Raw genomic sequence first — 26,000 nt, 5'->3', positions numbered from 1 at the left:
CAGATGAAAGGCGAAGAACGATACCTTCTTAACTTGCTCGAAGGCACGAAAACTCGATTTGTTATCCCCGTCTATCAGCGCAACTACGACTGGAAGATCGAAAACTGCAAGCAATTGTTCGACGACCTCGAGGATGTCATTTCAGAAGGCGTGGAGAGTCATTTCTTTGGAAGCATCGTCTCCAAAGCAGATGGCCCCGACACACGCATCGTCATCGATGGCCAGCAAAGGATCACCACGTCTTACCTCCTTCTCCTTGCGCTTGTGAGCAAGCTCAGGGAAGGCGCCATCGCCTCCGAAGACGACAATCTGGCCGACATGATCAACGAGGAATACCTCATCGACAAATGGCATAAGTCCGAGCGAAAGCTGAAGCTGAAGCTCATCAAGGACGACCAGGCTGCCTTTGAGGCGCTTTACTCCGCTGACGCAGAGAAGTTCATCCAGGACTCCAACGTAACCCAGAATTACATCTATTTCTGCGGCCGTATCGACAAGACAAGGCTGACGGCCGATCAGCTGCGCGATGCCATCGAGCGCCTGATGATCATCGACATCAAGCTTGACAAGGAGGATGACGCCCAGCGAATCTTCGAGAGCCTCAACTCGACAGGCCTCGACCTGAACGAGGGCGACAAGATCCGCAACTTTATCCTCATGGGTCTGGATGCCCAAATGCAGGAAGAGTATTACGAGCAGTACTGGAACGAGATCGAGAAGAATACCGGCTACGACGTAAGCTCCTTTGCTCGTGATTGGCTTGCTGCCGTCCGCAGGAAGACCCCCGCAATCAAGAAGGTCTATTCCGTGTTCAAGGACTATGTAAAAGCGGAGGCATTCGATACGAAAGTCCTGTTTGAGGAACTTCTTAAGTACTCAAAGCATTACAAGGCGATTAACGACGCCGATTCTGGAAACCATCGGCTTGATGCGGTTTTGAGGCGACTTATTCTGCTGGACATGAGCGTCATGAACCCGTTCACGCTTAATCTATTCGAATACAGGCGCTGTGGAGGAATCAGCGACCAGCAGGTGATCGAGGCGCTCAAATCCGTCGAGACCTACCTTTTCAGGCGCTGGGTCTGCAAGGTTCCCACAAATGCGCTCAACAAGGTCTTCGAGACTCTGCACAGCGAGGTTTTGAGAGGCGTCAAAGACGGCGGTTCATATCCTGACGTGTTGAACAAAGTTCTCCTCTCCAAGGAGGGCAGCGGCCACTTCCCCGACGACGCCGAGTTCATTCAAGCGTTCGAAGAGAGGGACTTCTACAGGATCGCGAGCTACAAGTACTACCTCTTCGATCGTCTTGAAAACGGAGACAGCCTCGAAAGGGTCAACGTCGTCGACAACCTTCGCGATGAGTCTTTCAGCATTGAGCACATCATGCCCCAGACGCTTTCGACAAGCTGGCAGCAGGATTTGGGCGTTGAGTTCGCCGCAATTCACGCAAGGTGGCTGAACAGCATGGCGAATCTGACGCTTACCGCATACAACTCCAAATACAGCAACAGGCGCTTTGCCGAGAAGCGGGACATGGAGAACGGCTTCAAGCAGTCTGGCTTCAGGATCAACGGCTTCGTCTGCCAGCAGGAGGCCTGGGGCGAGGAGCAGCTGAAGGCTCGCAACGAGCTCATGAAGAGGAAGTTCCTTGAGCTTTGGCCATCCATCGAGTCCGACTTCGAGTGGGGCAACGACGCCTACGAGGAGCATGCCCTCGACGATGATTTCTCGTTCACCGGCAGGCAGATCGCCGCATACAGCTTCATGGGATCTCGCTTCACGGCGAAGACCTGGGTTGACATGATCTGCGGCGTGCTTTCCATGGTTTACGAGCTTGATCCAGTCGTCTTCCATAAGTTCGTCCCTGAGGGCTCGGACTTCCCGGGAAGGTATTTCTCATGGAAAGAAAGCGACTATTGCTTCAAAGTCGGTGAGGGAATCTACTTCAATCCCGGAAGCTCGACTTATGTGAAAATCGAAACGCTGAAGATCGTTTTTGAGGCAGCGGGCATTGACTGCTCAGAGCTTCTGATCGAGCTGTACAAGTCGAAGGTCGGGGATCCATCGTAGCTGCTGGGGCCTGTAGAGGCTTCTCTACCCTGCCTCCTCTGACATGCAATGTCCATGTGATCATTAGCTGCTATCGCAGTTTGCCGTGACCCACCTTGACCCGCTAAAACACCCTGCCCCGCCCCGAAATCCGTGACCAAGATTTGGCCCCATGGATTCACGGCGATTTTGAGACTGGGTGTAAATGGGACAAACTGGTGCGAACTGCGGCAAACTGGAACAAACCGGAGATAGTTTTTAACTATTGAGTTGGAATAGAACAGACGTTCGATATAATAATATAGTATCAGATAGCGGGCACGGTTTCAATCGAATCCGTGCCCGCTGCTGTATGCGTGCCCTTGCACGCCCAATATGCGCCGTAAAATCCGTCTTCTTCAACGTCAAAGTGAATGCGCTTCGTTTTTGCCTCTCAAAATCTTATTTTCACGATTTGCATTTTCATCCCGTTGTCACCGACCCTTGCGAGAAACCGGAAAAAGCCGCTGACAGAAGGGTCTCTCAAATCGTTGTAACCCAGCATATAGCCGCGACTTGTGACCTGCAGACGGCTGTTCCACGTGCCGATTTCCTTGGCGGCATCCGAAACCGCAAAATATGCCCCCACATCCTTGATTTTTGCAGTCTTAAGCCATGTTTTTGCGATCATCTTTACTGCCGTCCGATTGGCAGCATCAAAGACCAGCACACCGCCGGGGAAAGCGTCCGCCATCCCCCGCACCAGTTCCCGGACCTGCTGGGTCAGAAAGTAATAGAACACTCCGGAGGCAAAGAACACCGCCCCGCCGGAGGCATCGATTTTGCCAAACCATGCGGTGTCTTTCAGGTCGCAGGGGATATTTTGTTCTCGATCCCCGGCGGGCAGCAGCTGCTGCCGCAAGGCAATCACATCCGGGAAGTCCAGATTGTAGATCTTGCATCTACCGTTGTCGCAGGTTCTGCCGGTGTTGTCCAGCCCGCAGCCCAGATTGACCACCGCCGCATTGGGGTGGTCTTTCAGGTAATCCCGCACCTCGAAAGCAAGATCACCCTGCCGTGTGGCCACCTCCAGCGCACCAAAGCGCTGCATCAGGCTGCGGGAGTTTTTCTCTGCCTCTGAAAAGTCGTAGTCGATCTGGTCGAGCAGACGAACCGCTGTTTCATCCCTGTAAAGGTTCGGGTACAACTCCGTACACAGCTTCCGGGAATACAGCGGGAGGATCAGCGTCTCCTGCACGGTGTTTTTCTCAATTTTACATTTCATAGGTTTCTTCCTCAGTGAATAAAAACTGTCATAATTGCCGCCAGCATAGCCGCTATGACCGTCATGCCTATCGCCATGTGCAGGATGGATGCAAAAATACCCGTGCTTGATGCCCCTACTTCCGCGCCGTGACGCAGAGCCACTTTTTCTTTTTGTGTATCTGCACCTCGTGAAAACCCGCCTGCTCCAGACATGCCTTTAATTCAATGTCCTTGTAGATGGTCATGCCGCCGATGATCTGCGTCCACCTCTCGTCCTTGTCCGTATCGCCATTGCTTTCGTTGCAGATAAGAATTGTCCCGCCTGGCTTCAGCGTCCGCCAGACCTCACGGAAGCATCGGGGCAAATCAGGCCAAAAATAGACGGTTTCAAAGGCCGTGGCAGCATCGAAGTAGCTATCCTCAAACGCCATATCCGCCACACTGCCTTGCAAGACGGCGCAACGCCCCTCCTGAATTGCAGTTCGGTTGAGCTTTCTAGCCTTCTCCACGCTGACGGGCGAATAGTCGACGCCCTTGACGACGCCATGCGGGCATTTTTTCAGCAGCCGTTTTATGTTCGCCCCGCCGCCGCAGCCGCAATCCAGCACCTTGGCATTTGGCGCAAGTCGTAGAAATCGAAGTCCCCACCGCGCCACAGGGCTGTGGCCCAGATTCATCATGGCAACCATAAGTTTTCCGCCGAGGCCCACGGGCTTGCGGGTGTTTTCAAAGAACGACATCTGGCCCCTCCGATTTCGTGCATTCCGCATAGGTCAACGGGAACGAGGCCTTCAGCACCGCGCTTTTCCGCACCGCCCAGCCGTTTTGACGCAGGAAACGCAGGTATTCCTCGCTTGTCCATCTGCTGTGGAGGGGGAATCCCGCCATACTCATGAAAAAGGCTTTTGCCTTGCCGGAAACCGAGTTCCCCGCGTGGGTGAAGGTTGGTGCGATGAGCACGCCGTCGTCCTTCAGCACCCGCCTGATTTCGTGCAGGGCCTTTTCCGGATGCGGCACTATGTGAAGTGCGTTGGACACGATCACCACTTCGAAGGACTTCTGTGCATAGGGCAGGCGGAACATATCTTGTACGGAAAAGTGCAGCTTTGCGGATTGATTGTCCCGCTTTGCTTCAAGGATCATCTTTGCAGAGGCGTCCGTAGCCTCGATGCGCGCCGCCGCATCCACGACGCTCTTTGCGATAAGCCCCGTGCCGGTAGCAACCTCCAGCACGGTCTTTGCTTTCACCACCGGCCGGATCAGCCCATACATCTTCTCATACGCCGCCCGGTCGTTTCGCATGAAACGGTCATACCGACCGGCGTTCTTGTCCCAGAAACCCTCACGTTCGTGCATGGCTGTCGCCCCCAAACAGTTAGAGCCATCTAACTATAACACACGAATCATGCAGTAAGATGAGGCTAACCTTCTTTTCTTGGCTAAGACGCATCTCTTCGGTTTTCGCTTATAACGGCGCGAATCAGATACTAGGCTGGAGCTGAAGAAGGAGCTTGGCGGACAGGTAGGTCGATACCGGTTCCCGGAACGGTGATCCAGCCAATTACACCAGGGCTCTAGTCATTGAGTGGGAATAGAAAATTCCTTAGTTATGGGGGTATTAATTTGATTTCCTTTAGGATACACCCCCATAACTATATGAATTGACCTGCTGACTCCAATGAAGATTGGAGGGTAACGGCCAGGGGCGACGGCCTAGCGAGTGTTATTTTGCGAGCTATGCGCGTTGAAAGCGACCTTTCGTGGTATAAACTGCTTGCCGGAAGCCGCGGCTTTCAGAGTACGGCTTACGTGTACGTTTAACCTCCGTGGGCGACGGGGTGCCGCAAGGCGTAGAATATCGCCCACCTGTAGGGGCCTGCAGCGATGCGGGCCCCACTTCGTATGAAGAGGCGCAACCGGTGAGGGTCGTATCCATCTCCCAGGACTTCTTCGACCTCGTCGAGGGCGACCGCGAGCTCATGCTTAAGCACAATCTCCCCTGCATCGTGGTGGTGAGGCTGCGTTTCCGCGGAAAGCGCAGGGACTTCGCCGTGCCGCTGCATTCCAACATCGCCCCCAACGTGCCCAAAGACCAGTACTTTGCGTTGCCACCCCGCCCCACGACGCGCCCCGGCTGTCGCCACAGCATCCACTACATCAAGATGTTCCCCATAACCAAGTCCTACCAGCGCCGCTTCAGGACCGAGGGCTCGGCCTACTACGAGACGCTCCAGCGCATCATCGACGGCAACACCAAGCGCATTGTCTCCGAGTGCCAGGCGTACCTCGACCGCTACGAGCGCGAGGGAAGGCCCCGCTTCGCCGTCGACATCGACCGTATCGTGGGGCTGCTGGAGGGCGAGAAGTAGGGCACCTCGGCTCAGTCTCGAGCCATGCGGAGTCGCTCCGCATTTTTGAACGCCGCGTGTGCGTCCCAAATGCTTGAGAAACAAGCTGTGAAGTGCAGTGGCTCGCCCGTGCCCGTGCATAGCCGTCACCATCAGCGTCTACGCGGCGTCGGCTTCAAGTGGAACTGGCCCCACTGCTGTATATGGTCTGCCTTGCTGCACATGGCGATCAATGCCCACGATGCTTCTGCTTGCGCTTCAGCTTCCGCTGCTCGAAGCGCGCCTCCGCCTCATCCGCGCGACACTGGCTTCTTGCGCGGGCCGATTCCCGCTTCATCGCTTCCCGCTGTGCTGCGAGCGCCTGTTGTGCCTTGGTGCTCACCGCGGGCCGCTTAAGGGCTTTCGCTGCCTCGCGAGCGCGTCGCTTGGGATTCTTCGCGGGCTTGCTTGTTTCCGTGGCCTCGTCACCGAAGAACGAGAGCTTCGCCCATTTGCTTGTAACGAATTGCAGGATTTCCTCATTGGACGGTTCTGCACCGAAGACGATGCGGGCGGCGCCGTATCTGCCGTCCTCGACATGCTCCGCCAGCCCGACCCAGAATTGGCCGTCGTGATATACGGTCAGGGTGGATGACACGCTGATCTGCATGGTTGGTTCCTCCTTTATGTAGATGACCATGCAGAGAAGGGACAACCAAGGAGGCAGGTTACTGATGCGGACTCCCGCACGCCCACGACTACCCGACGGGGACTGTGTTTTCATCTCTGGTGGTTGGATTGTAGCATGAGCGAATGCGCATTGACCTCGCTGCCGGCATGCTGTGACTGGTCGAGGGTTTTACCAGGAATGGGGAAAGCCGGCACAGGAGCTGCGCCCGGGCGATGTGGTCAACATCGCCCCGGGGGTGAAGCATTGACACGGAGCCGCGCCCGACGGCTGGTTCTCCCATCTCGCGCTGGAGGTTCCGGGCGAGGAGACCTCCAACGAGTGGTTGGAGCCTGTGAACGACGAGGATTATCTCAAAGCGACTAACAAAGAGGCTTAAGCACCGTCGCCCACCCGCGCCGCCGAGAGCAGTGCGCCCAAATCGGCCTGGATTGCCTCCGCCTTGCTTCCGAGCTGCAAGGGGGCTGAGTCGCCCGAGATGTTTACGCTCAACAGATGCGCATCCGGCAGCTTTGCGGCCATGCTCCAGAACGGGAGCGTGATGATGCCGGGGGTCATCTCGCCCACGCCAAGCTCCAGCAGCAGCACGCGGCCAGCTCCGCGCTCGTGCACGAAGCGCTCGTATCGTCCGAGGCTCTCGCGCCATGTCGCACCCTGCAGAAACGTGCCGTCGCGCACCCACGGTACAAGATACTGGTTTTTCGTGCGAAAACGCTCATGCCGCTAAATTGAGCGACCGCCTGTACTGCAGCGGGATCATCCGCCCGAGCGATCCCTTAATCCGTCGCCCGTTGCGCCAATCGGCAGAAGCCACGCGTGGACGCTAATCGCTCGAGCGAATCGTCGTCGGTTTCCGTTTAACGATTTCTTTTTCCGCTATTATCCGACCCTCGGACTTCCTCGTGATAGAAGTAGTCCACGATCACCGGATGCCCCTGGGGGACTCTGCCATAAGGCATTTCGTTGTCCACAAAGGGGCAATCGTACTTCTTGGCCATTTCCTCGGCTTTTACTTCAAGCGCTTCAAAATAGCTACGGTTGCGCTTGTTATAGATCTCATCGTAAAGCGGTACGAGATTGGGATGTTTCTCGGCGATATAATCCAGGATCGCTTTTTTGAAACCACCCCGAAGATTGAGATTTTCGAGCCAAAACAAATCGCACCGATCTTTTACTCGCTCAAAAATCATCTCAAAATCCGTGATGCCGGGAAATACCGGGGACACGAAGCAGACCGTACGGATACCTTCGTCATACACCTGCTTCATAGCAGCGATACGACGCTCGATGCTCGACGCGGAGTCCATATCGTTCTTGAAGTTCTCATCCAGCGTGTTGATCGACCATGAAACGGTCACTCGTCCAAGCCTCTTCAGCAGATCGATATCCCGTACCACAAGATCGGACTTTGTGCAGATCAGAATATCTGCATCGCTGCCAATCAGCTGCTCCAGGAGTTTCCTGGTATTCCCGAATCGCTCCTCCTGTGGATTGTAGCCATCCGTCACAGAACCGATAACCACCCGCTGTCCAGCGTATTTCTTCGGATTCTTGATTTCCGGCCAATGCTTCACATCAAGAAAGGTGCCCCATTCCTCCTTGTGTCCGGTAAAGCGCTTCATAAAGGAGGCATAGCAATACTTGCAGGCATGCGTGCAGCCTACATAGGGATTGACCGAGTAGCCGCCTACCGGCAGGCTGGACTTGGTCATGATGTTCTTTGCTTCCACCTCATTGATGAGGATTCCATCGATCACTTCCGCCATGTTCTCTGCACCTCCAGCACTCTTTCGAATTCTTCCGGCAATTCCTGAATCATGTTTTCGTCCCCTATGACAGAGACGAGGTCTTCCTTCATAAACATTGGAATGCCAAGCGCGTGCGCCTGGTCCGTCAAAGACCATGCCCACTCCGGTTCCGTATGAACCTTCCTGCTCTGCGCCCCGGTCATGGTACCGACGACGATCCAGTTGATTCCGGAAAGGTCGACCGTACCGGGATCGTCGAATAGCGGCTCAAAAGTAACGAAGAAGTGATTTGCTTTGACGTTTTTCCGAAGGGCGTCGATACGCCACAGCTCCGCTTTCCTCGTCACCGTAACGCCGAACCATGCGTTTTCCAGGTCGGTATCTAAATCCAGCAAATCGGGTCTCTTGGTCAGGAACAGGAACTGATGCTGTGGATTCTCATGGATCTTTGCAAATACCTCGTCTCGCCATTCCAGCTTCCACCCGGAGAGATCGCTCATGCCGGTAAGGAGAAAGTTCTGCGGGCGTTTCTTTTCCATCATCTTGAGCTTGCTCGGGAAGAACGCAGGATCAGCGAAGTCGTCAATCATATGCCAACGTTTCACATTGTTACGGGCATAGCAATATGGACACCCCACCGTGCAGCCGATGACGATATTCATATTCTGAATCTGATTTTTGATGCAGATACTCATAACGCCTGCCTACCTGCCTCTCCCGTAAACACGCAATCAGCCTCCCCCACCTTGCGGGCAAAAGCCTCGATATCTTGCTTGCAAGCAGCAGGCTCGCAATCGCTCAAATCGTATGACGTGCCGCCGTTTCGATAGACGGCCCGATGGGAAAACGATCGGCTGACAAGCCCGATGCCGAGCTTCTCGCACAGGGTCATCCGTGCTCCCTTTCAGCTATAAAAAACAGGTGTCTATAAACAGTATCCTTGTTGATTTTCGCAGGGGCAATGAACAAACGCGTGCACCTGTCGATAAACGAACAGCTACTGGACATTGTCAAACGACTCAGATTGGAGAGGCGATGGGAGAAACCAAGATCGACCGCCGGCGGCGCTACACCCTCTCGGTCATACAGGAGGCGTTCTTCGCGCTGCTGGCCGAGGTCGGCTTCGCGAAGATGACGGTGGCGGACATCTGCCGCCGCGCCGAGATCAACCGGGGAACGTTCTATCTGCATTGCGAGGATAAGTACGCGCTGCTCGATGCGCTTATCGACGAGGCATTGGCAGCGGCTCCCCCGCTTGAGGGGGTTGAATCGGCAACGCTTTGCCGGCGTCCGCCGGCAGACGACGATTATCGCCTGCTTTATTCGGACAGCGACGCATACGCTCGCGTAGCCCAGCGCGTCATAGAACGCGGAGCGGAGCAGATGGTTCCCTGGGTCATGGAGAAAACAGGGCTTTCACGCGAAGACGCCTTCCTGCTCTTCGTCCACAACGTCCAGGGCGATCTGGCCGTCAACCGCCTGCTCGGCTGGAGACGAGGCCCCGAGTTCGCCCATGCCCAGGAGCTGCTCAACGCCTATTCCGAAGGGGGCTTACTGGCGGTATCCGCTCTTCGCGATTCCGATAACCCATCGTGACCTGCGATTCAGGAATACCAGCCTCCGAGCCCTCTCGTTCGGAGGCTGCGGCTAAAACCTCATTGCGCGTCTACCGCTCCGCGTTACTCGCCACCTGCCCGCGCCACCGAGAGCAGGGCGCCCAAATCGGCTTGGATCGCCTCTGCCTTGCTTCCAAGCTGCAACGGAGCCGAGTCGCCCGAGATGTTTACGCTCAAAAGGTGCGCATCCGGCAGCTTCGCGGTCATGCTCCAGAACGGGAGCGTGATGATGCCGGGGGTCATCTCGCCCACGCCGAGCTCCAGCAACAGCACGCGGCGATCGCTGCGCTCGCGCACGAAGCGCTCGTATCGTCCGAGGCTCTCGCGCCATGCCGCACCCTGCAGAAACGTGTCGTCGCGCACCCACGGCACAAGCTGCCAGCCGCAGTGCGGGCATCGGGGGACATCCTCGCTGCGGACCTCGAACCCCGCCATGCCCGCGAGCATGCGCTCGACGTAGGGGCTCGCGTCGAAGGGCTCGTCGCAGCATGGCTGCTTGCACTGAAGGTGCGCGAAGCTTCCCTGATAGTTGCAGATCCTCTCGGTGGGAAACGTCTTCTCGACCTGGGTGTCCACATTGGTGCTCAGGATGAAGTAGTCCTTATGGCCGATGAGGGACCGTAGGTCGAGATAGGGCTGCGAGGCCAGCTCGCGCAGCATGAAGTCGATGTATCGCGCATAGTATGCCCACTGCTGCTCGAGGCTGGGGTAGAGGTGGTAGAAGCCGTCGAAAAGGCTCTTGAAGCCAAAGGCTTGCTGCCAGCCCGCCATTCCTGCGCGCGCCATGCCCGCGCGGTTGTAATGGTTGAACCCGGCGGCGCTCGACATGCCCGAGCCGATGCCGACGATGATGGCGTCGGCATCGTCGATAAGGCTTCGAAGCCTACGCGCTTCTCTTTCTAGGGGTGGCATCGGGCGATCTCCTCGAAAGCCGGGGCCATATCGCCGTCAACGAGAATCGTCTCGCACGATGCATCGGGCGCCATAGCCTGGCTGTAGTTGAACACGATGTAGGTGGCGTGCTCGCAGACGTTCGCGATCTGGGCGAGCATGTGCTTTATGATGCCGTTGCGCAGTCCCACGCCAAGTTCGAGGATGGCGACCCTGCCGTTGCGATGGGCTTGCACAAGGCGCTCGAGCTCCTCGAGCTGGGCCGTGGCGAGGGCGTCTGGATGGGCGAGACGCCGCTCGTCGATCGACGTGCGTATGCTCCCCTCAGTCTCGAGCACGCGCTCCTCGTCGAACCCGGCGCGCGCGAAGTGCCCGTCGATGTTGCATGTGACCACGAAGGTGTCGGCGTGCTCCGTAAGACGCCGCAGCCCGTTCATGAGCGAGCCGGGCTCATATTCGAGATACTCCTTTTGATGGAACCGCTCGGCCCATCGGCGTCGCACGCTGGCATCCGGGGAAGCGAGCCCCTGCAGTATGCAGCCGATGCCGTCTGCCTGGGCGAGGTCCCCGTACGCCTCTTGGAAATGAGCATCGGCGCAGAAAAGGTTGAGCCCCTCCGCCATGTCGAGTCCGTTGCTAGCGCCGATGATGACAAGATCCGCTTCGGCTAGCGCCCTGCCTATACGAACTGCTTTCGCCGTCTCCATGCGCTACCTCCCCAGCGTCTTGCGCACGTCGGCGAGCACGTCGGCGATGTCGGCGCGAACGGCGAGCCCCCGATCCTCGATCGCGCGGGGGAGAAACTGCGTCTTGTTGTTTACGGCGATGTAGCTGGCCTGCGGTAACTGCGCCGTGAGGGCCCAGAACGGCTCCTGGATAAACGCGGGCGTCATGCGGCCCACACCCAGCTCGAGGAAGAGGATCCTCTGCCGTGCGTGCGCGTCGAGCCAGTCGGACACCTTGCGGTACTGCTCCTCGTAGAGTTCGCCCTGCAGGAAGTTGCCGTAGCCGCGAACCCAGGGGAACGCCTCTGCCCCGCAGTGCGGGCAGCGCGGCACGAGCTCTGTCGGAACCTCAAGGCCGTCTCCCATGGCCTCTACCATGCGGGAGACCGGCTCGACCGCATCCCACACCGCGTCGGTGCAACAGTGGGAGCACTGAAAGAAGCGGTGGTCGCCTTGGATCTCTGCCACTTTCTCCCAGGGATAGAGCTTCACAAACTGCGTGTCCTGGTTGGTGGTGAGCACGAAGAAATCCTTCTCGGCGATAATGGTGTCGAGGTCCCTGTAGGGCTTGCGCAGCGGGGCGTTGAGCGTGGTGTCGAGGAAGGTGGCGAGGTATCCCCAGCGCGCCTCGGCGGTGGGCCAGCGGTAGAACGACCCCTCGAAAGCGCCCTTGAAACCGTAGCGCTCGGCGAATTTGCCGAAATGCCTGCGATAGGTTGCGTTGTCCTCGTAATAGAAGTCGCCGCCGCCCGCCGCGGAGAGCCCAGAGGCCCCGCCCACCAGCACGCAATCGGCTTCCTCGATCATGCGGGCGAAGTCCCTGATTTGCTGGTCGTAGGGCTCGGGCTCGCGGTCACTCAGCTCATAGGGCGTGCCGCCGCTGCGGTAGGCGGCCTGAAGGGAAAACGATTGGTTGGTGAGCTCGATAACGAGCTGCTCGTACAGGGTCACTGGATACCTTCTTTCAGCTATTATAAACAGGTGTCTATAAAAAGTATCCATGTCGATTTGCTTAAGAGCAATGAACAGCTTCGGCCTGCTGTCGATAAACGAGCGTTTGCCGGGCATTGTCGAGCGTTGCAATTGGAGGGGTAATGGAAGCGGGGAAGATCGATCGTCGCCGACGCTATACACTCTCGGTCATACGGGAGGCGTTCTTCGCGCTGCTGGCCGAGGTCGGCTTCGCGAAGATGACGGTAGCGGATATTTGCCGCCGCGCCGATATCAACCGTGGCACGTTCTATCTGCACTACGAGGACAAGTTCGCCCTGCTCGACGCGCTTATCGACGAGGCCTTGGCGGCGGTGCCGCCGCTCGAGGGAACGGAGGCGGGTGCCCTCTGCCAGCGTCCGCCGGCAAACGATGACTATTATCTGCTCTACTCGGATGACGACGCGTACGCCCGGGTGGCACAGCGCGTCGTCGAGCGCGGCGCCGAGCAGATGGTTCCCTCGATCATGGAGGAGACTGGGCTTTCGCGTGAGGACGCCTATCTGCTCTTCGTCCACAACGTCCAGGGAAATCTCGCGGTCAACCGCCTGCTCGGTTGGAGGCGAGGGCCCGAGTTTGCCCACGCTCAGGAGCTGCTCAGCGCCTATTCCGAAGGGGGCATGCGGGCGGTATCGGCTCGTCACGATCCTCGTAGCTCGTCTTGACCGCATGTCATTTCAGGTAGGTGGCGTTGCTATGGGCCCTCTTTGATTTTCGACGTTGTATAAGGCAATCGCAATCGTCTTGAGCTTCTTTAGGGAACTTGAACAAGAGATATGGCCTGCTGGCGATTGATTAACACCATTCGTTTTGGTTACAAGAAAGCATGCTGCGCGCCTGCAGCATGAGGGAGAGGGAATCCTATGAATATCGTTGTATTGAGCGGCAGCCCGCGTAAGGGCGCTAATACCGATACCATGGTCGAGGCGTTTGCCGAGACCGCGCGTGAGGGCGGCCATACGGTCGAGGTCATCCGCGTTGCCAGCAAGAAGATCGCCGGCTGCTTGGGATGCCAGTACTGCTTCGCCCATGAGGGCGTCTGCGTGCAGAAGGATGACATGGCCAACGTGATTGAGTCGCTGAAAGACACCGACATGGTTGTCTTCGCTTCGCCTATCTACTGGTCTGATATTACTGCGCAGGAAAAGACCGCCATCGACCGCCTGTACGCCTTTGGTGCCACGGGATTCCCGTTCACCAAGACGGCCCTTTTACTCGATAGCCACAGCGAGGGTGTCTATGATGCGGCGATCGCTATGTACAAGTCAACCTGCGCGTACTGCAAGTGGGAGGACCAGGGCATTGTCACCATCAGCGGTATGACCGAGCGCGACAGCATGGCATCCTCGCCCAAGTTGAAAGAGGTGCGAGAGCTCGCTCGCAAGCTTGCCTAAGGACAAGAAGAACGCATGGCAATCAGCGTTGGTGGAAATGCTTGCTGTCCTTACCGAGAGATAGGGGCGAATTCCCTCAAGTGCCGTATAGAACAATTTTTAAACGCAGAAAAATAACTGAAAACAAATTAATCCGCGTTAAAATATTGTCAAATAGAAGTTCATGAGGGAAGGTTACGTATGCGTCGCAAGGCAGACGAGCTCCTTAGGGAATGGCGAGACAGAGCTGATAGAAAACCTTTGCTGGTCAAAGGCGTGCGCCAGTGTGGCAAGACCTATTTGCTCAGAACGTACGCCCAGGATCTTTTCGAATCGGTTGTCTACGTTAATCTTGAGAACGACCGGTCGGCGCGAGCGGATTTTTCGGGCGGTCTTGACCCTCATTCGATCGTACGTGCGATCGAGGCTCGTACGGGACAGCGTATCGTGCCTGGCAAAACCTTACTGTTCATTGACGAGATCCAGGCATGCGAGGAAGCGCTCACTTCCCTTAAATACTTTTGCGAAGATGCTCCCGAGTATTACGTTGCGGCTGCCGGGTCGCTTCTTGGGGTTGCCATTAACCATCAGTCGTATTCGTTCCCCGTCGGAAAGACCGACTTGATTGAGATGACTCCACTCGATTTCGAGGAGTTTCTCTGGGCGATGGGGCACGATCAGCTGGTCGACGAGATACGCTCATCATTCGAGATAATGGGTCCTCTTGCGCCAAGCCTTCATGAAAAGGCGCTTGGGCTCTATCGACAGTATCTTGTTGTTGGCGGAATGCCCGAGGCGGTCCAAACGTACATCGATGATCAGTCAATCATTGATGTGGCCGAAAAGCATCGGATTATTCTCGACGGATATTCCGCCGACACCAATAAATATGCTGATGAACGCTTGAGTGCAAAGACGCGTGCGTGCTTCGATTCCATTCCACAGCAGCTTGCCAAAGAGAATCGTAAATTTCAATACAAGGTAGTGCGAGCGGGGGGCAATGCGTCTCTCTTTGGAGATGCTCTCGATTGGCTTGTATTGTCGGGTACGGTGGCGCGCTGCAGCCTAGTCGGGCAGATCGAAAGCCCCTTAGAGGCCTTCGTTAACCCTTCTGCTTTTAAAATCTATCAGGCGGATACAGGGCTGCTGGTCTCCAAGGCCGGTGCTCAACGCGCCGATATTCTTGCCGGTATCGGCGGCACATTCATGGGTGCACTTACCGAAAACTACGTTGCCCAACAGCTTTCAGCCATGGGTTATCCACTGCATTATTGGGCGCGAGATAATCGTGCGGAAATCGACTTTGTAGTAGAGAAGCAGGGATGCTTGTCTGCGATTGAAGTCAAGGCGGGGGAGAACACAAGATCTCGAAGTCTGTCCTCACTTAAAAAGACCCATCCGGGCGTGCGCCTTATCAGGCTATCGACTAAGCCCTTTGGAATGAATGATGGGCTTATGTCTGTTCCGCTTTATGCGGCATTTTGTCTATAGGGATGATGCTGGTGTAATGCATGGGGCCCGGGGCGCAGCGTTTACTGCGCTCCGGGCCCCGCTGCTTTGTAAAACCATGACGGTTTAGTCGCCGTTGTTTTAGTCAAACAAACTCGGCATGTCATTTTCCTTCATGAGGGCGCCGGCGGAGGGCAGGCTCTGCGCGGTGAACTTCTCGGCCGAGACGCCGGCGCCAAGGATTTCCTCGGTCGTGCCGACGGTGGTGACCGAGCGGCCCTTCTTGGCCGTAAAGGCCTGGACGCCCTGCGTGTTGGTGGTCGTCTTGGTCTTGAGCAGCGACGTGTTGAAGTTCATCAGGCGGTAGTCGCTCGAGACCAGCGCGAGGTCGCGGTCCTCCTTGAGCACCTGCGCATACAGCAGCTTGCTGCCGCCGTAGATGGCGTTCTTAAGGCGCTTGCGGTTGGTCTTGGTAGCGTATCCAGAAAGCGCGACACGCACCACGCGGCCGTTCTCAAAGACGAACAGCACGTCGGCCTTGTAGTCCTCGGGGTCGATGACCCAGATGACGCTCTCGTCGGGTTCCATCTCAAGATCGGTCGGAAGGTACGAGCCCAGCTGGGCCGACTTTGTATCCTCAAACGCCGCGACCTTGCACTTGTACACCTGGCTCTTGTTGGTAAAGACCAGCAGCTCGTGGGTGTTGGAGGACGGGAACTCGATAAAGGGTTTGTCGCCGTCCTTGTACTTGAGCGTGGTCGCCTTCTTGAGCACGCGGTCAGTCATCTTCTTAAGGTAACCATCGCGCGAGAGCATGATGGTTACCGGGTACTCCTCGACCTCGGGCTCCAAGCTTACCTCGACGACCTCGTGGGGCTCAATCCTGCCCGTGCGGCGCGGCATCACGTATTTCTTGTTGACCGCGGCCAGCTCGTCGCTGATAACCTTCTTGATGTTTTCCTCGCTCGAAAGGATCTCCTCAAGCTCGGCGATCTCGCCCTCGAGCTTTGCAATGTCCTTGGTGCGGTTGAGGATGTACTCCTCGTTGATGTTGCGGAGCTTGAGCTCGGCAACAAACTCTGCCTGGGTCTCGTCGATGTCAAAGCCCTTCATGAGGTTGGGCACGACTTCGGCCTCGAGCTTGGTGCCACGGATGATGGCGATGGCCTTGTCGATGTCGAGCAGGATCGCCTCGAGGCCGTGCAGCAGGTGCAGGCGCTCGGACTTTTTGCCCAGGTCAAAGTTAATGCGGCGACGCGTGGACTGAATGCGCCACGCGACCCACTCGTGCAGGATCTGGCGCACGCCCATAACACGGGGATAGCCGTCGACCAGCACGTTGAAGTTGCACGAGAATGAGTCCTGCAGCGTGGTCGAGCGATAGAGCTTGGCCATGAGCTTATCGGGGTCGACGCCGCGCTTAAGGTCGATGGCGATGCGCAGGCCCGAAAGGTCGGTCTCGTCACGGATGTCGGCGATTTCCTTGACCTTGCCCTCCTTGGAGAGCTTGACGATGCGCTCGATGATGACATCGGTCTTGGTGGTGTAGGGGATCTCGTACACCTCGATGATGCGCTCTTCGGGAATCCAGCGCCAGCGGGAGCGAATCTGGAAGCTGCCAAGACCGGTCTCGATGATCTTCTCCATCTCCTCGCGGCGGTAGATAATCTCGCCGCCGGTCGAGAAATCGGGCATGGGCATGTACTCGAGCAGGTCGCAGTCGGGGTCCTTCAGGTAGTGCATTGTGGCGGTGCAGACCTCGTTGAGGTTGAAGCCGCAGATGTCGGACGCCATGGCGACGCCGATGCCCTTGTTGGCCGAGACGAGGATATTGGGGAACGTGGTGGGCAGCAAGCGCGGCTCCTTCATGGCGCCGTCGTAGCTGTCGACGAAGTCGACCGGGTCCTTGTCGATGTCCTTGAAGATCTCGGCGCTGATGGGGGAGAGCTTGGCCTCGGTATAACGCGAGGCGGCGTAGCTCAGGTCGCCCGAATAGTACTTGCCAAAGTTGCCCTTCGACTCCACGAAGGGGGCAAGTAGCGCCTCGTTGCCCGTGGCCAGGCGCACCATCGTCTCGTAGATCGCGGCATCGCCGTGCGGGTTGAGCTTCATGGTCTGGCCCACGATGTTGGCGCTCTTCTGGCGCTCGCCCTTGAGCAGGCCCATCTTGTACATGGTGTAGAGCAGCTTGCGGTGCGAGGGCTTAAAGCCGTCGATCTCGGGGAACGCACGCGACACGTTGACGCTCATGGCGTAGGGCATATAGTTGACCTCGAGCGTTTGCGTGATCGGCTGGTCGGTGACCTCGGAGTGCAGGCCGATGACGTTCTCGGCGTTGACCTGCTTTTTCTTTGGCTGGTTCTTCGTCTTCTTCTTTGCCACGATTTCCTCTTGAACTTCTTATGGGCCGTCGTTATCGATTTGCTGCTACTGCAGGTCCAGCTGGTCCAGATATTCCTTGCCGTGCTCGGAGATATGGCGCTTGCGGCCCGCCTCGTCGTTGCCTAGCAAAAGGTTGAACATGGTTTCCATCTTGGTGACGTCCTCGGGCTCCACCTTGATCAGGCGTCGCGTCTCGGGGTTCATGGTGGTGAGCCACATCATGTCAGGGTCGTTCTCACCAAGACCCTTGGAGCGGTTGATCGAGCACTTTTGGTCGCCGATCTCCTTGAGGATGCCGTTTTTCTCGAGCTCAGTGTAGGCAAAGTAGGTCTTCTCTTTGCAGTTGATCTCGTAGAGCGGCGACTCGGCGATATACACGTAACCCTCGTCGATAAGCGTGGGCACCAAGCGGTAGAGCATGGTGAGCACGAGCGTGCGGATGTGATAACCGTCGACGTCGGCGTCCGTACAGATAATGACCTTGTTCCAGTTGAGGTTGTCCAGGTCAAAGGCACCAAGGTTCTTGATGCGCTTGTCCTTGATCTCCACACCGCAGCCCAGCACGCGCATGAGGTCCATGATGATGTCGGACTTAAAGATGCGCGGGTAGTCTTCCTTTAGGCAGTTGAGGATCTTGCCGCGGACGGGCATAACGCCCTGGAACTCGGCGTCGCGCGACGTTCGGATGGCGCCAGCTGCCGAGTCGCCCTCTACGATGTAGATCTCGCGACGGTTTTTGTCCTTGGAACGGCAGTCGATGAACTTCTGCACGCGGTTGGCCATGTCGGTCTTTTGCTGCAGGTTGGTCTTAATGCTCAGGCGCGTCTTCTCGGCGTTCTCGCGCGAGCGCTTGTTGATGAGCACCTGCTCCACGATCTTGTTGGCAGCGTCTTTGTTCTCGATCAAGTAGGTCGAGAGGCGCTCCTTAAAGAATGCCGTCATGGCCTGCTGGATAAAGCGGTTGTTGATGGCTTTCTTGGTCTGGTTCTCGTAGGACGTCTGGGTGGAGAAGCAGTTGGTCACCAGCACCAGGCAGTCCTGGACGTCTTGCCACTTAATGCCGCTCTCGTTTTTGTTGTATTTGCCCTGTTGCTTAATGTAGGCATCGATGGCGCTGGTCAGAGCGTTACGGGCCGCCTTCTCGGGTGAGCCGCCGTTCTCGAGCCACGATGAGTTGTGGTAGTACTCCTGCATCATGAAAGTGCGCGAGAAGCACATGCACGCGGTGATCTTTACGTTGTAGTCGGGCAGGTCTTCGCGGTCGCGACCGCGACGGTCGGCCTCGATAAAGAAGGGCTCGGTGAGGTAGTCGGCACCGACCTTCTCGAGCACATAGTCCTCGATGCCCTTGGGGTAGCAAAAGTCCTCTTCGGTAAACTCGCCATCATCGCCCTCGATGCGCAGGCGGAAGGTCACGTTGGCGTTGACCACGGCCTGGCGGCGCATGGTCTCGCGGTACCACTCGTGGGGAATGCTGATCGAGGTAAAGACCTCAAGATCGGGGCGCCACTTGATGGTAGTGCCGGTGCGGTTCTCGTCGCTGGGCTCAATCTCGAGCGCCTTCTTTTTGGCGCCGACGACCTTACCCTTCTTAAAGTGCAGAGAGTACTTGTTACCGTCACGCCAAACCGTGACGTCCATGTACTCGGAAGCGTACTGGGTCGCGCAGGAGCCCAGGCCGTTGGTGCCGAGCGAGAAGTCGTAGTCGCCGCCCTGGTTGTTGTTGTACTTGCCGCCGGCGTAGAGCTCGCAAAAGACGAGCTCCCAGTTAAAGCGCTTCTCGGAGGGGTTCCAGTCGAGCGGGCAGCCACGGCCGTTGTCCTCTACCTGAATAGAGCCATCGCGAAAGGCGGTGAGGGTGATGAGCTTGCCGTAGCCCTGGCGCGCCTCGTCAACGGCGTTGGACAGGATTTCGAAGGCGGCATGCGCGCAACCGTCGAGTCCGTCCGAGCCAAAGATGACGGCGGGGCGTAGGCGTACGCGCTCCTCGTCCTTGAGCTGGCGGATACTGTCGTTACCATAGTTTGCGGTGTTTTTTGCCATACTCGCTCTCTCGGTGCTCCCTTGCTGCGTTTTAGTCATATAGATAGTCAAGGTAGCATAGCCCAGGCCTCGGACGATTCTACCTAACACGAAATCCATCGAACAATCGTTCGATTAGATAATGGATGCTTGGGATGCGGGTGGGGTCTGTCCTATTCAAACATCTGCGGCAGGTCGATGAAGACGGTTCGATCGCTTTCGTCAGCTTCGAAGCCCGAACGGGAGAAGAATCCGTAGCGATGGCACTTGAGCCCCGTTGCCTCGACTTGGGTGATTTCCTCGTCGACCATTTTTTGCGTGACGGGGGATTTGCGGAACTTTGCTTCGTAGAATGCGTAGCCCTCGGGGTCTTGCGTTACCACATCGAATTCGCCGCTCGTTTTGTTTGCGGGATCGTCGTACCAGTACTTGCCTATGGCATCGAAAGCCGGTTCGATCTTGCCAGTCCTGTTTTGCCGCACGAGGTATTGACGGCAGATCTCCTCGAACATATGTGGAGTGTAGTTTTCCTCGAAGTCTTGGGAGACGTGACGATCATAGAAGACTTCCGGGTCGAGCAGCTGACGCGCAGAGGCATTGCGGAAGACGTAGCGATAGTAAAAGAGCGAAAGTGGGTCCACCACAAAGTAGCCAGACTTGCGCTTATTCGTAGGGTCGTTGATGGGTGCACGCTTTTGGACGATTTCGAGTGACATGAGCTTGTCGAGTACGTCCGCCATGGCCGGACCGCTCGAGACGTGCGACTGTGCCAGCACGTCCCCCCAACGGGAGTAACCTTGTGCGAGAGCCCCGAAAACTTCGTTGGCGTTGGTCATCTTCGAGATCTCGGCGTTGAGATAGGACGGTACTTCGCTTTCTAAGCGGGCGCCAGGTTCTGTGACGAGCTCGATGATATTGTCGCGTACGCTTTGGGACTGATCGATGAGGCGATTGTAAAAGGGGATGCCGCCAAAAACGCTATAGAGCCGCACCTTGTCCTCGGGTGAGAACGCGGGATAGAACTTTGCAGCGTCAAAGTAATCCATGGGCTTAAGCTCAAGCGCGAGATCAATTCGCCCGTAGAGGGGGCTTTCATGCTCGATGAGAGATTTCATAATCTCAACGTAGGAGCCGCACAGGACAATGTTTAAACGTGAGTCTTCCCTGCGAGCGTCGATTGAGGTCTGGAGAATGCTGTCTAAGCCTTTAACCGCATCTCTCAAGTAGGGGTATTCGTCGAGAACGAGGGTAATGTTCTTGTCTTTGGCTTGGGCAAACAGAAATTCGATGAGCTCGCGGATGCCCGTGAAGGCGAGCGGAGGAAAGCTTAGCGCTTCAGCAGCAAGGGCGGACAGACTCTCGAGGTTGTCTGCCTCGGAGGTTTGGCGGCACTCGTAATAGATCGTTGCGACGTCCGATAAATCGGTTAGCGCCTGCTTGATGAGCTCACTTTTGCCGACGCGACGCCTTCCGTAAATGAGAACATTGCGCTGCTCGGGCGCATTGAGTGTATTCTTAATACGGGCGAGTTCAAGCTCCCTGCCAATGAATTCCACTTACTCGGTTCCTTCCGACTCGGTTTTGTCCGAGTTAATTGTATCGCATGAATAAGTTTATGCTCGAGTTTACTCGGACAAAACCGAGTCGGTTTTGTCCGAGTAAGTTTGAATAGCGAATCGAAATTGTTATGTCCACATGGCGATGGCGGACATGGTTTCCATAAGCGCCGCGTTCGCGCTTGTTATTGCCGCAATGCGCTGTGTCGCTGAGGCGCAGATCGTACCGCTCGAAAGCGTCTTTTGGTTGGCGAACCTGGCCACGGGCGTGTTCTGCGGTGCGACGATTTTCGCGGCCACGTTTGCTGTCCTGTGCGCAACGTTTTTCACGGCGAAAAGACGCCGTGCCAAGCTCGAGGCAGAACTCGACTCCTCAGACGACATTTAATGTGCAATGGGCTGGCTCTGGGTATCCAGAACCAGCCCATTTTGATGTTCGATGAGCCGATTCAGCGTCTCTCACAAAAGTAAGTAGGAGCTAGCGAGGCCTATCCAAATTGACCTCATTGGCGGTGTCGGTTTCGACCGCCGTGCGGCGGGCGCTGTAGGCGATGAGGCCGGCGCCTGCCGCGGCGAGTGCTGCAGCGGCTGCCGTAAGGGGAGCGTTGACATCGCCCGTGCCCGCAAGCGCGCCCGCTTTTCCGGAGCGCTTGTTATTGCCGTGGTCCTTGCCGCTGCCGGAGCTGCTTCCGTCCGCGCCGCCGCCCTCGTCAGTACCGCCGCCACTTGAGCCACCATCGCCGTCCGCCGTCATCGGGGCGTCGTGAAGTCCTGTCGTATCCGAGCTGTCGCATACGCCGACCTGAACTTCTGAGCGTTCGCATGCCGCGTCGGACACATGAAGTTCGTGCAGTACGGCACCCAGCGCCGAGTTTGCGCCGGGTCGGATTTCCTCGAGCGTCACGGGGTCGAGCGCCACCAGATTACGTGCCTTCGCATACAGCGTTACGCGTTTGCCCACTTCGTCGCTCCAACTCTCGGGGATGGCGAAGCTCATGCGGAACTGTGCCGTGCAACCCGGTGCCAGCACGGCGTTGCCGTTGTCGGCTACCAGCGGGTGCGTTGCAAAACGTGTGCCCAGCGTCTCGAGTGCGTACTTCACGTGTGCCATGTCGTTGGCCGAAGCGTCCTCGGCAAGCTCTGGATCGTAGATCGAAGCCATGCGTGCGTTCGCGCCGAATCCGATGGATGCGCTGGAGAACGGCTGGCTGGAGCCCTCTCGATACAGATCGATCGTGCCGGCGGTCAGCAAGGTGTTGCCGTCGTTTCGCACCGTGACCACGAAGGATTCGCCTGCTGCTCCGGGCACCACTGCGCCCGAGGTGGCGACCGCCCCTGTCGGAGTGGCACACGCCACCAAGGGCACTTCGATGCCGTGTAGCTCTGCCTCGCTCTTCTCTGCGCTCACAATGTGCGTGGCGAGCGTGGAGAGTATGCCTCCCGACGTCAAAAATGTCGTTATCTGATCGACGGGATGGTCCAGTTCGCACATCACGAACGGCTCCGTGAACAGATCGCCTGCCAAGGTGCTGGCGAAGATGCGGAAGTGCTTGCCCATCACTGCTACCGGGTTGCCTTCTTCGTCGTAGGTTTGTCCCACCTTGCCATCGGTGTTCTCCACATAGAGCACGCACCTGCCGTTGTTGCTCACGCTAAACGATGCCGGGCCACAGCCTGCGGCACCCACGGGCTGCGTTGCAAATGCCGATGCGCCTCGCGTCCAAGTAATGTGCTGCAGTTGCTCGTTGACGGTTGCCAAAAAGCCCGAGTGTTGTGGCCACGGCACCGCACGGGGCACCGTGGCGTCTGGTGACATAACGCCCCAGCCCGCAATGGACTGGCCGATCACAGCGTACGATGCGCAGCCGCAGCCGTCTGCGGTCTCGTACACAACGGGCACCACCATTTTGCCGTTGATAGTTTCGGGCTCGCCCAGCTCGATACTCGACGGTGCTTGTGGAAAGCGGAGGACCTGACGGAATGTCAGGCTGTCGCCCGAAACGTCCGACCACAGGGTAAAGCACTCCAGCGCAACCTCGGCCTCGCTGCCGAGCGCCTTTTCTGCGGTGGTTCCGCGGCGGTGGAGGTAAGCACCCGACAGGCGTCCGTCGACCAGCGTCTTGCCCACCGTGATACGCGGGCACTGCAGGCAATGGTAGCCATCCTCTTGCAGACGGCCGCGCGAGATGCTGCGCCATGACGTATGCGACACCACGCGGATCTCATCATTACTTATGCGCAGGCGCACGACGGACAGTATGCCGGCTGTGCTTGCCGTATCGAAAAGGGTGTTGTCACCGTCGGGGCGCTCGCCCGAGACCAGCAGCACGTAGGCGTCTTGGTTTCCTCTTCCGTCTGTATATTCCACCACGTCGAAGTCGTAATCGTATATGCCGTCGCGCTCCACGTCGCCCTCGCCAAACCCAAGGGGAAAGTCCACGGGCGTGGGAGCGGACCACGTGCCGTTTGCCTTTGTGTGCACCACCAAGCGCGAGCGACCATTGTCGCCGTACCGCACCGAGGCGATACGGAACAGGCATTCTACGCCGGCAATCATTGCCAGCTTCATGTGGGCTTCGCTGAGCACGCCGGAAAACAGCACGTTGTCGCTCGAGGGTTTTATGCCGCCACGCTCGTCCTCCGACACGCCGGCAGAATTGGCGTTGGGGTCCGCAACGGCGTTCGTCGCCTGCCCGATATAGGTGTACTTATACATTGGCGCGGCGTTTTCGTCGTTCTCTATCAGTGCATGGACGAAATGCTCGATCTGTCCCGTGTCGTCGCTTTCTGCATCCGCCTCGAGCTCAATGCGCGTGACCGCTTGATCCCAATCGCGCACGACAGGCGCGGCGTTTACGGCAGTGGCCTTAACCTCGGCGCGTGCGAGCAGCTCGGCGTTGGTGACGATGGTGGCCGACGCGATAAACTGCGGCACACCACCTGCCTCGGCGTTGCCGCCCGAGCCGAAGCAGGCGTTCAGCGTATAAGGCGTATCTCCACCCAAGGCCAGCTCAGAGCGCTGGAGTACATACTGGTCGCCGTTGTTCACCGACATATTCCACGAATCGGCGAGTGTGGGCCACGATCCCGACCAAGCCTTGGTGGTCCACTTGAACATAACGAACTGGAGTATCACATCGACATCGACGTCTGCACCTACGCGCAGTCGCGGAAGCGGGTGTCCATCTGCCTTCTCGTACCCAATGAACAGCGTGAGGGATGCGGCGCCGCGCACGGCAGACGAGGCGACGCCCGCAACGCCGGCTCCAAAGGTAACGGCAAGCCCGATCTGGATGGTGAACGAGCCCGACGTGTTTGACCAATCGAGCGAAATGTTTTTAAAAAACGCCGCGCCGCTACCGTGCGTGTGGGCGCCCACGGCGAGCGCCAGTTTTGCCAGCACCCAGGGGTTGACGTTTAGGAAAAACGGTACCGGTCCCAAGGTGAACTGTTCGGTCCAGTTGAGGTCGGTTCTTACCTGGAAGAGGGCCTTAATATTGCCGTATGCGGGGTCGTTGTTGTCACCCCAGGTTTTGCCCACCCAATCGTAGGCGAGCGAGCCGTACAGCTGTGTGGCGATATCCATCGTGAACAGCAGCGTGCAATGGTGGCGAAGGAGCTTGGTGTTTCTTGGATCGGTGCCCGAACCGGCACTCATGCTCTTGTACTGATTCCACTTCCCTTCCATTTCGTCGAGGTAGCGGCTTGCCTGCTTGGCGCCCGACTCGCGCGGCGATTTCTTCCAGTATTCCGGATCAGGGTTGCCCGAATCGTTCATATAGCTGGCTGGTTTGTATCCTCCGCCAAACAGTACGTACCCGGCAAACGAGAAATCGAAGAGGATCGGAAATGTGGGCATCCAATACGTGAACTTATTACCACCGATGCCAGGAAACGATGCGGGGAAATCAAACGGAGTGATCTCTTGGTCCATGGTGGTGGGAATGATGGTGGTCGAGCCCGATTCCGCCTTTGCGGCTGGCGCAGTGACAACGGCCATGGGGGAGGAGAGCGTGTAGGTTTTACCCTGATATTCGAGGACAAAGCGCAGCTTGCATCCTTCTTCCAGAAGGCTCGACGCTGCATCGAGGAACTTGTCTTCGAGTATGAACGTCGCCAGGTTATCCGCGCCCGATGCGCTGGCCTTGACTTGGCCAATCTGCGTGACGGTTTCGGATGAGCTGCCCGCGGCAGGCGTCACTTTGTTGATGCGCAGCGTTGCCTGTCCACCCTGTGGCAGATGTGCCTGCACGGTAAAGGCGTGCGTATCGGGCTGCTCGTTTGTCGTGTCGTTCTTCGGCAATGCCATGAACGTAGCTTCGGCGTACTGGATGTCCCATTCGTCGAATGTGAGCTGGCGGAAGTACGGCTCGCCGTCGGACAGCGGACGTGTGGGTGCGGTTATGGCGGTGCCGCCCTGGATACGCGCAAGGGGAATCTCGACATCGCGGTAGCCCGCCATGCTAATGGAGATGCCGCCGTTAAAGTCGTACGCGTCGAGAAGCGTTGCCTCGTCCACGTAGTCTTCCGAAAGAGGGGCGACCTCAAAGATGGCCGTGCCTTCGTCATCGGTCGTGGCGGTGAGCTGCTTGCCTACGGCATAGCGCGATGTGAGCGTGACCTGGGCACCTGCGATGGGCGTATTCTTGTTGGCGACGTCGACCACGACTACACCAAACATGGTGCGCGAGAGAACGAGCACCTTGAAGGGATCTTCTTCGTCGGCATAGGCCGCGGTGGGCGCGAACGGCAGCAGGAAGGCATTTTCGCTTCCCGGCACGCGAGACAACATGATGCTCGCCAGCGAGGACGCTCCAGCAACAAGTAACGAACGGCGATCAAGCATCTTGGGCTCCCATCCCGCAAATATCGGTGGAAATAATCCAATTTTGCGAGAAGACGCTTCGTGGCGGTAGTGCCGTTCGATGGCCAAAATGTC

General features: G+C 57.4%; 22 protein-coding genes. 6 read left to right on the top strand and 16 right to left on the bottom strand.

The window, feature by feature from the left end:
* The first annotated feature begins 3 nt into the window (after positions 1-3).
* Positions 4-2,070, top strand: a complete 2,067-nt coding sequence (locus DW850_RS05275; RefSeq protein WP_117786449.1) for a DUF262 domain-containing protein — start codon at positions 4-6, stop codon at positions 2,068-2,070.
* A 412-nt stretch (positions 2,071-2,482) separates the two neighbouring features.
* On the opposite strand, the gene DW850_RS05270 is transcribed toward DW850_RS05275, so the two are convergent.
* The 3 genes from DW850_RS05270 to DW850_RS05260 all read right to left on the bottom strand — a co-directional run bounded on the left by DW850_RS05270 (position 2,483) and on the right by DW850_RS05260 (position 4,650).
* Entirely contained in the window at positions 2,483-3,313 is an 831-nt protein-coding gene (locus DW850_RS05270; RefSeq protein WP_117786448.1) for a class I SAM-dependent methyltransferase, read from the bottom strand.
* Positions 3,314-3,428: 115 nt separating this feature from the next.
* Positions 3,429-4,034, bottom strand: a complete 606-nt coding sequence (locus DW850_RS05265) for a class I SAM-dependent methyltransferase (protein ID WP_117786447.1) — start codon at positions 4,032-4,034, stop codon at positions 3,429-3,431.
* The gene (locus tag DW850_RS05260; RefSeq protein ID WP_117786446.1) at positions 4,021-4,650 is read right to left on the bottom strand and encodes a class I SAM-dependent methyltransferase; all 630 of its coding nucleotides are present in this window, start codon (positions 4,648-4,650) and stop codon (positions 4,021-4,023) included. The genes DW850_RS05265 and DW850_RS05260 overlap by 14 nt, the downstream gene beginning before the upstream one ends.
* Before the next feature lie 563 nt (positions 4,651-5,213).
* Here DW850_RS05260 and DW850_RS05255 point away from each other — a divergent pair.
* Complete coding sequence (locus DW850_RS05255) at positions 5,214-5,663, top strand: hypothetical protein (protein ID WP_117786445.1); 450 nt, start codon at positions 5,214-5,216, stop codon at positions 5,661-5,663.
* 208 nt (positions 5,664-5,871) lie between these two features.
* Here the strand turns inward: DW850_RS05255 and DW850_RS05250 are convergent, their stop codons facing one another.
* The 5 genes from DW850_RS05250 to DW850_RS05225 all read right to left on the bottom strand — a co-directional run bounded on the left by DW850_RS05250 (position 5,872) and on the right by DW850_RS05225 (position 8,949).
* Entirely contained in the window at positions 5,872-6,291 is a 420-nt protein-coding gene (locus DW850_RS05250) for a YjdF family protein (protein WP_117583313.1), read from the bottom strand.
* A 393-nt stretch (positions 6,292-6,684) separates the two neighbouring features.
* A complete protein-coding gene (locus DW850_RS05240; protein WP_147326463.1) occupies positions 6,685-6,921 on the bottom strand; it encodes a hypothetical protein in 237 nt (78 codons plus the stop codon).
* 245 nt (positions 6,922-7,166) lie between these two features.
* A complete protein-coding gene (locus DW850_RS05235; RefSeq protein ID WP_055252675.1) occupies positions 7,167-8,075 on the bottom strand; it encodes a radical SAM mobile pair protein B in 909 nt (302 codons plus the stop codon).
* Positions 8,063-8,752 (bottom strand): radical SAM mobile pair protein A, encoded by a 690-nt coding sequence (locus DW850_RS05230; RefSeq protein ID WP_055252677.1) that lies wholly within the window; start codon positions 8,750-8,752, stop codon positions 8,063-8,065. Before DW850_RS05230 ends, DW850_RS05235 begins: the two co-directional genes overlap by 13 nt.
* Entirely contained in the window at positions 8,749-8,949 is a 201-nt protein-coding gene (locus DW850_RS05225) for a hypothetical protein (RefSeq protein ID WP_089572807.1), read from the bottom strand. The genes DW850_RS05230 and DW850_RS05225 overlap by 4 nt, the downstream gene beginning before the upstream one ends.
* Positions 8,950-9,092: 143 nt before the next feature.
* Between DW850_RS05225 and DW850_RS05220 the strand changes: the two genes are divergently transcribed.
* The gene (locus DW850_RS05220) at positions 9,093-9,653 is read left to right on the top strand and encodes a TetR/AcrR family transcriptional regulator (RefSeq protein ID WP_117786443.1); all 561 of its coding nucleotides are present in this window, start codon (positions 9,093-9,095) and stop codon (positions 9,651-9,653) included.
* Positions 9,654-9,736: 83 nt separating this feature from the next.
* Here DW850_RS05220 and DW850_RS05215 read toward each other — a convergent pair whose 3' ends face one another.
* From DW850_RS05215 to DW850_RS05205, 3 genes are read right to left on the bottom strand one after another with little or no spacing between them, the layout of a single operon-like run.
* Positions 9,737-10,585, bottom strand: coding sequence for an NAD-dependent protein deacetylase, SIR2 family (locus tag DW850_RS05215; RefSeq protein WP_117786442.1), 849 nt, complete (start codon positions 10,583-10,585; stop codon positions 9,737-9,739).
* Positions 10,573-11,271, bottom strand: coding sequence for a hypothetical protein (locus tag DW850_RS05210; RefSeq protein ID WP_117786441.1), 699 nt, complete (start codon positions 11,269-11,271; stop codon positions 10,573-10,575). Before DW850_RS05210 ends, DW850_RS05215 begins: the two co-directional genes overlap by 13 nt.
* Before the next feature lie 3 nt (positions 11,272-11,274).
* Positions 11,275-12,291, bottom strand: coding sequence for an NAD-dependent protein deacetylase (locus DW850_RS05205; protein ID WP_117786458.1), 1,017 nt, complete (start codon positions 12,289-12,291; stop codon positions 11,275-11,277).
* 92 nt (positions 12,292-12,383) lie between these two features.
* Here DW850_RS05205 and DW850_RS05200 point away from each other — a divergent pair, with 92 nt between their 5' ends.
* The 3 genes from DW850_RS05200 (at position 12,384) to DW850_RS05190 (ending at position 15,143) form a co-directional block, all read left to right on the top strand.
* The gene (locus tag DW850_RS05200; RefSeq protein WP_089572815.1) at positions 12,384-12,944 is read left to right on the top strand and encodes a TetR/AcrR family transcriptional regulator; all 561 of its coding nucleotides are present in this window, start codon (positions 12,384-12,386) and stop codon (positions 12,942-12,944) included.
* A 198-nt stretch (positions 12,945-13,142) separates the two neighbouring features.
* Positions 13,143-13,673 carry a flavodoxin family protein gene (locus DW850_RS05195; protein WP_117786440.1) on the top strand — a complete coding sequence of 177 codons (531 nt, stop codon included), beginning with the start codon at positions 13,143-13,145 and terminating at the stop codon, positions 13,671-13,673.
* Between the two features lie 180 nt (positions 13,674-13,853).
* Entirely contained in the window at positions 13,854-15,143 is a 1,290-nt protein-coding gene (locus DW850_RS05190; RefSeq protein ID WP_089572817.1) for an ATP-binding protein, read from the top strand.
* A gap of 99 nt (positions 15,144-15,242) precedes the next feature.
* On the opposite strand, the gene DW850_RS05185 is transcribed toward DW850_RS05190, so the two are convergent.
* The 5 genes from DW850_RS05185 to DW850_RS05165 all read right to left on the bottom strand — a co-directional run bounded on the left by DW850_RS05185 (position 15,243) and on the right by DW850_RS05165 (position 25,907).
* Entirely contained in the window at positions 15,243-17,483 is a 2,241-nt protein-coding gene (locus tag DW850_RS05185; protein WP_117786439.1) for a DNA gyrase subunit A, read from the bottom strand.
* Positions 17,484-17,528: 45 nt separating this feature from the next.
* Complete coding sequence (locus tag DW850_RS05180) at positions 17,529-19,526, bottom strand: type IIA DNA topoisomerase subunit B (RefSeq protein ID WP_117786438.1); 1,998 nt, start codon at positions 19,524-19,526, stop codon at positions 17,529-17,531.
* Between the two features lie 152 nt (positions 19,527-19,678).
* A complete protein-coding gene (locus tag DW850_RS05175) occupies positions 19,679-21,061 on the bottom strand; it encodes an ATP-binding protein (protein WP_117786437.1) in 1,383 nt (460 codons plus the stop codon).
* Between the two features lie 129 nt (positions 21,062-21,190).
* The gene (locus DW850_RS10405) at positions 21,191-21,361 is read right to left on the bottom strand and encodes a hypothetical protein (protein ID WP_158565226.1); all 171 of its coding nucleotides are present in this window, start codon (positions 21,359-21,361) and stop codon (positions 21,191-21,193) included.
* Positions 21,362-21,539: 178 nt separating this feature from the next.
* On the bottom strand, positions 21,540-25,907 hold the full coding sequence (locus DW850_RS05165) for a hypothetical protein (RefSeq protein ID WP_117786435.1): 4,368 nt from the start codon (positions 25,905-25,907) through the stop codon (positions 21,540-21,542).
* Positions 25,908-26,000: the final 93 nt, after the last annotated feature.

The organism is Collinsella sp. AM36-4AA, from assembly GCF_003467795.1.
Taxonomy (GTDB): domain Bacteria; phylum Actinomycetota; class Coriobacteriia; order Coriobacteriales; family Coriobacteriaceae; genus Collinsella.
This window is presented reverse-complemented; position numbering and strand designations above follow the sequence as displayed.

Bases quoted from the DNA above. Each gene is read 5' to 3' on its own strand.
- DW850_RS05275 (WP_117786449.1), top strand. From the start codon at position 4: ATGAAAGGCGAAGAACGATACCTTCTTAACTTGCTCGAAGGCACGAAA.
- DW850_RS05270 (WP_117786448.1), bottom strand. From the start codon at position 3,313: ATGAAATGTAAAATTGAGAAAAACACCGTGCAGGAGACGCTGATCCTC.
- DW850_RS05265 (WP_117786447.1), bottom strand. From the start codon at position 4,034: ATGTCGTTCTTTGAAAACACCCGCAAGCCCGTGGGCCTCGGCGGAAAA.
- DW850_RS05260 (WP_117786446.1), bottom strand. From the start codon at position 4,650: ATGCACGAACGTGAGGGTTTCTGGGACAAGAACGCCGGTCGGTATGAC.
- DW850_RS05250 (WP_117583313.1), bottom strand. From the start codon at position 6,291: ATGCAGATCAGCGTGTCATCCACCCTGACCGTATATCACGACGGCCAA.
- DW850_RS05235 (WP_055252675.1), bottom strand. From the start codon at position 8,075: ATGGCGGAAGTGATCGATGGAATCCTCATCAATGAGGTGGAAGCAAAG.
- DW850_RS05230 (WP_055252677.1), bottom strand. From the start codon at position 8,752: ATGAGTATCTGCATCAAAAATCAGATTCAGAATATGAATATCGTCATC.
- DW850_RS05225 (WP_089572807.1), bottom strand. From the start codon at position 8,949: ATGACCCTGTGCGAGAAGCTCGGCATCGGGCTTGTCAGCCGATCGTTT.
- DW850_RS05220 (WP_117786443.1), top strand. From the start codon at position 9,093: ATGGGAGAAACCAAGATCGACCGCCGGCGGCGCTACACCCTCTCGGTC.
- DW850_RS05215 (WP_117786442.1), bottom strand. From the start codon at position 10,585: ATGCCACCCCTAGAAAGAGAAGCGCGTAGGCTTCGAAGCCTTATCGAC.
- DW850_RS05210 (WP_117786441.1), bottom strand. From the start codon at position 11,271: ATGGAGACGGCGAAAGCAGTTCGTATAGGCAGGGCGCTAGCCGAAGCG.
- DW850_RS05205 (WP_117786458.1), bottom strand. From the start codon at position 12,291: ATGGATACTTTTTATAGACACCTGTTTATAATAGCTGAAAGAAGGTAT.
- DW850_RS05200 (WP_089572815.1), top strand. From the start codon at position 12,384: ATGGAAGCGGGGAAGATCGATCGTCGCCGACGCTATACACTCTCGGTC.
- DW850_RS05195 (WP_117786440.1), top strand. From the start codon at position 13,143: ATGAATATCGTTGTATTGAGCGGCAGCCCGCGTAAGGGCGCTAATACC.
- DW850_RS05190 (WP_089572817.1), top strand. From the start codon at position 13,854: ATGCGTCGCAAGGCAGACGAGCTCCTTAGGGAATGGCGAGACAGAGCT.
- DW850_RS05180 (WP_117786438.1), bottom strand. From the start codon at position 19,526: ATGGCAAAAAACACCGCAAACTATGGTAACGACAGTATCCGCCAGCTC.
- DW850_RS05165 (WP_117786435.1), bottom strand. From the start codon at position 25,907: ATGCTTGATCGCCGTTCGTTACTTGTTGCTGGAGCGTCCTCGCTGGCG.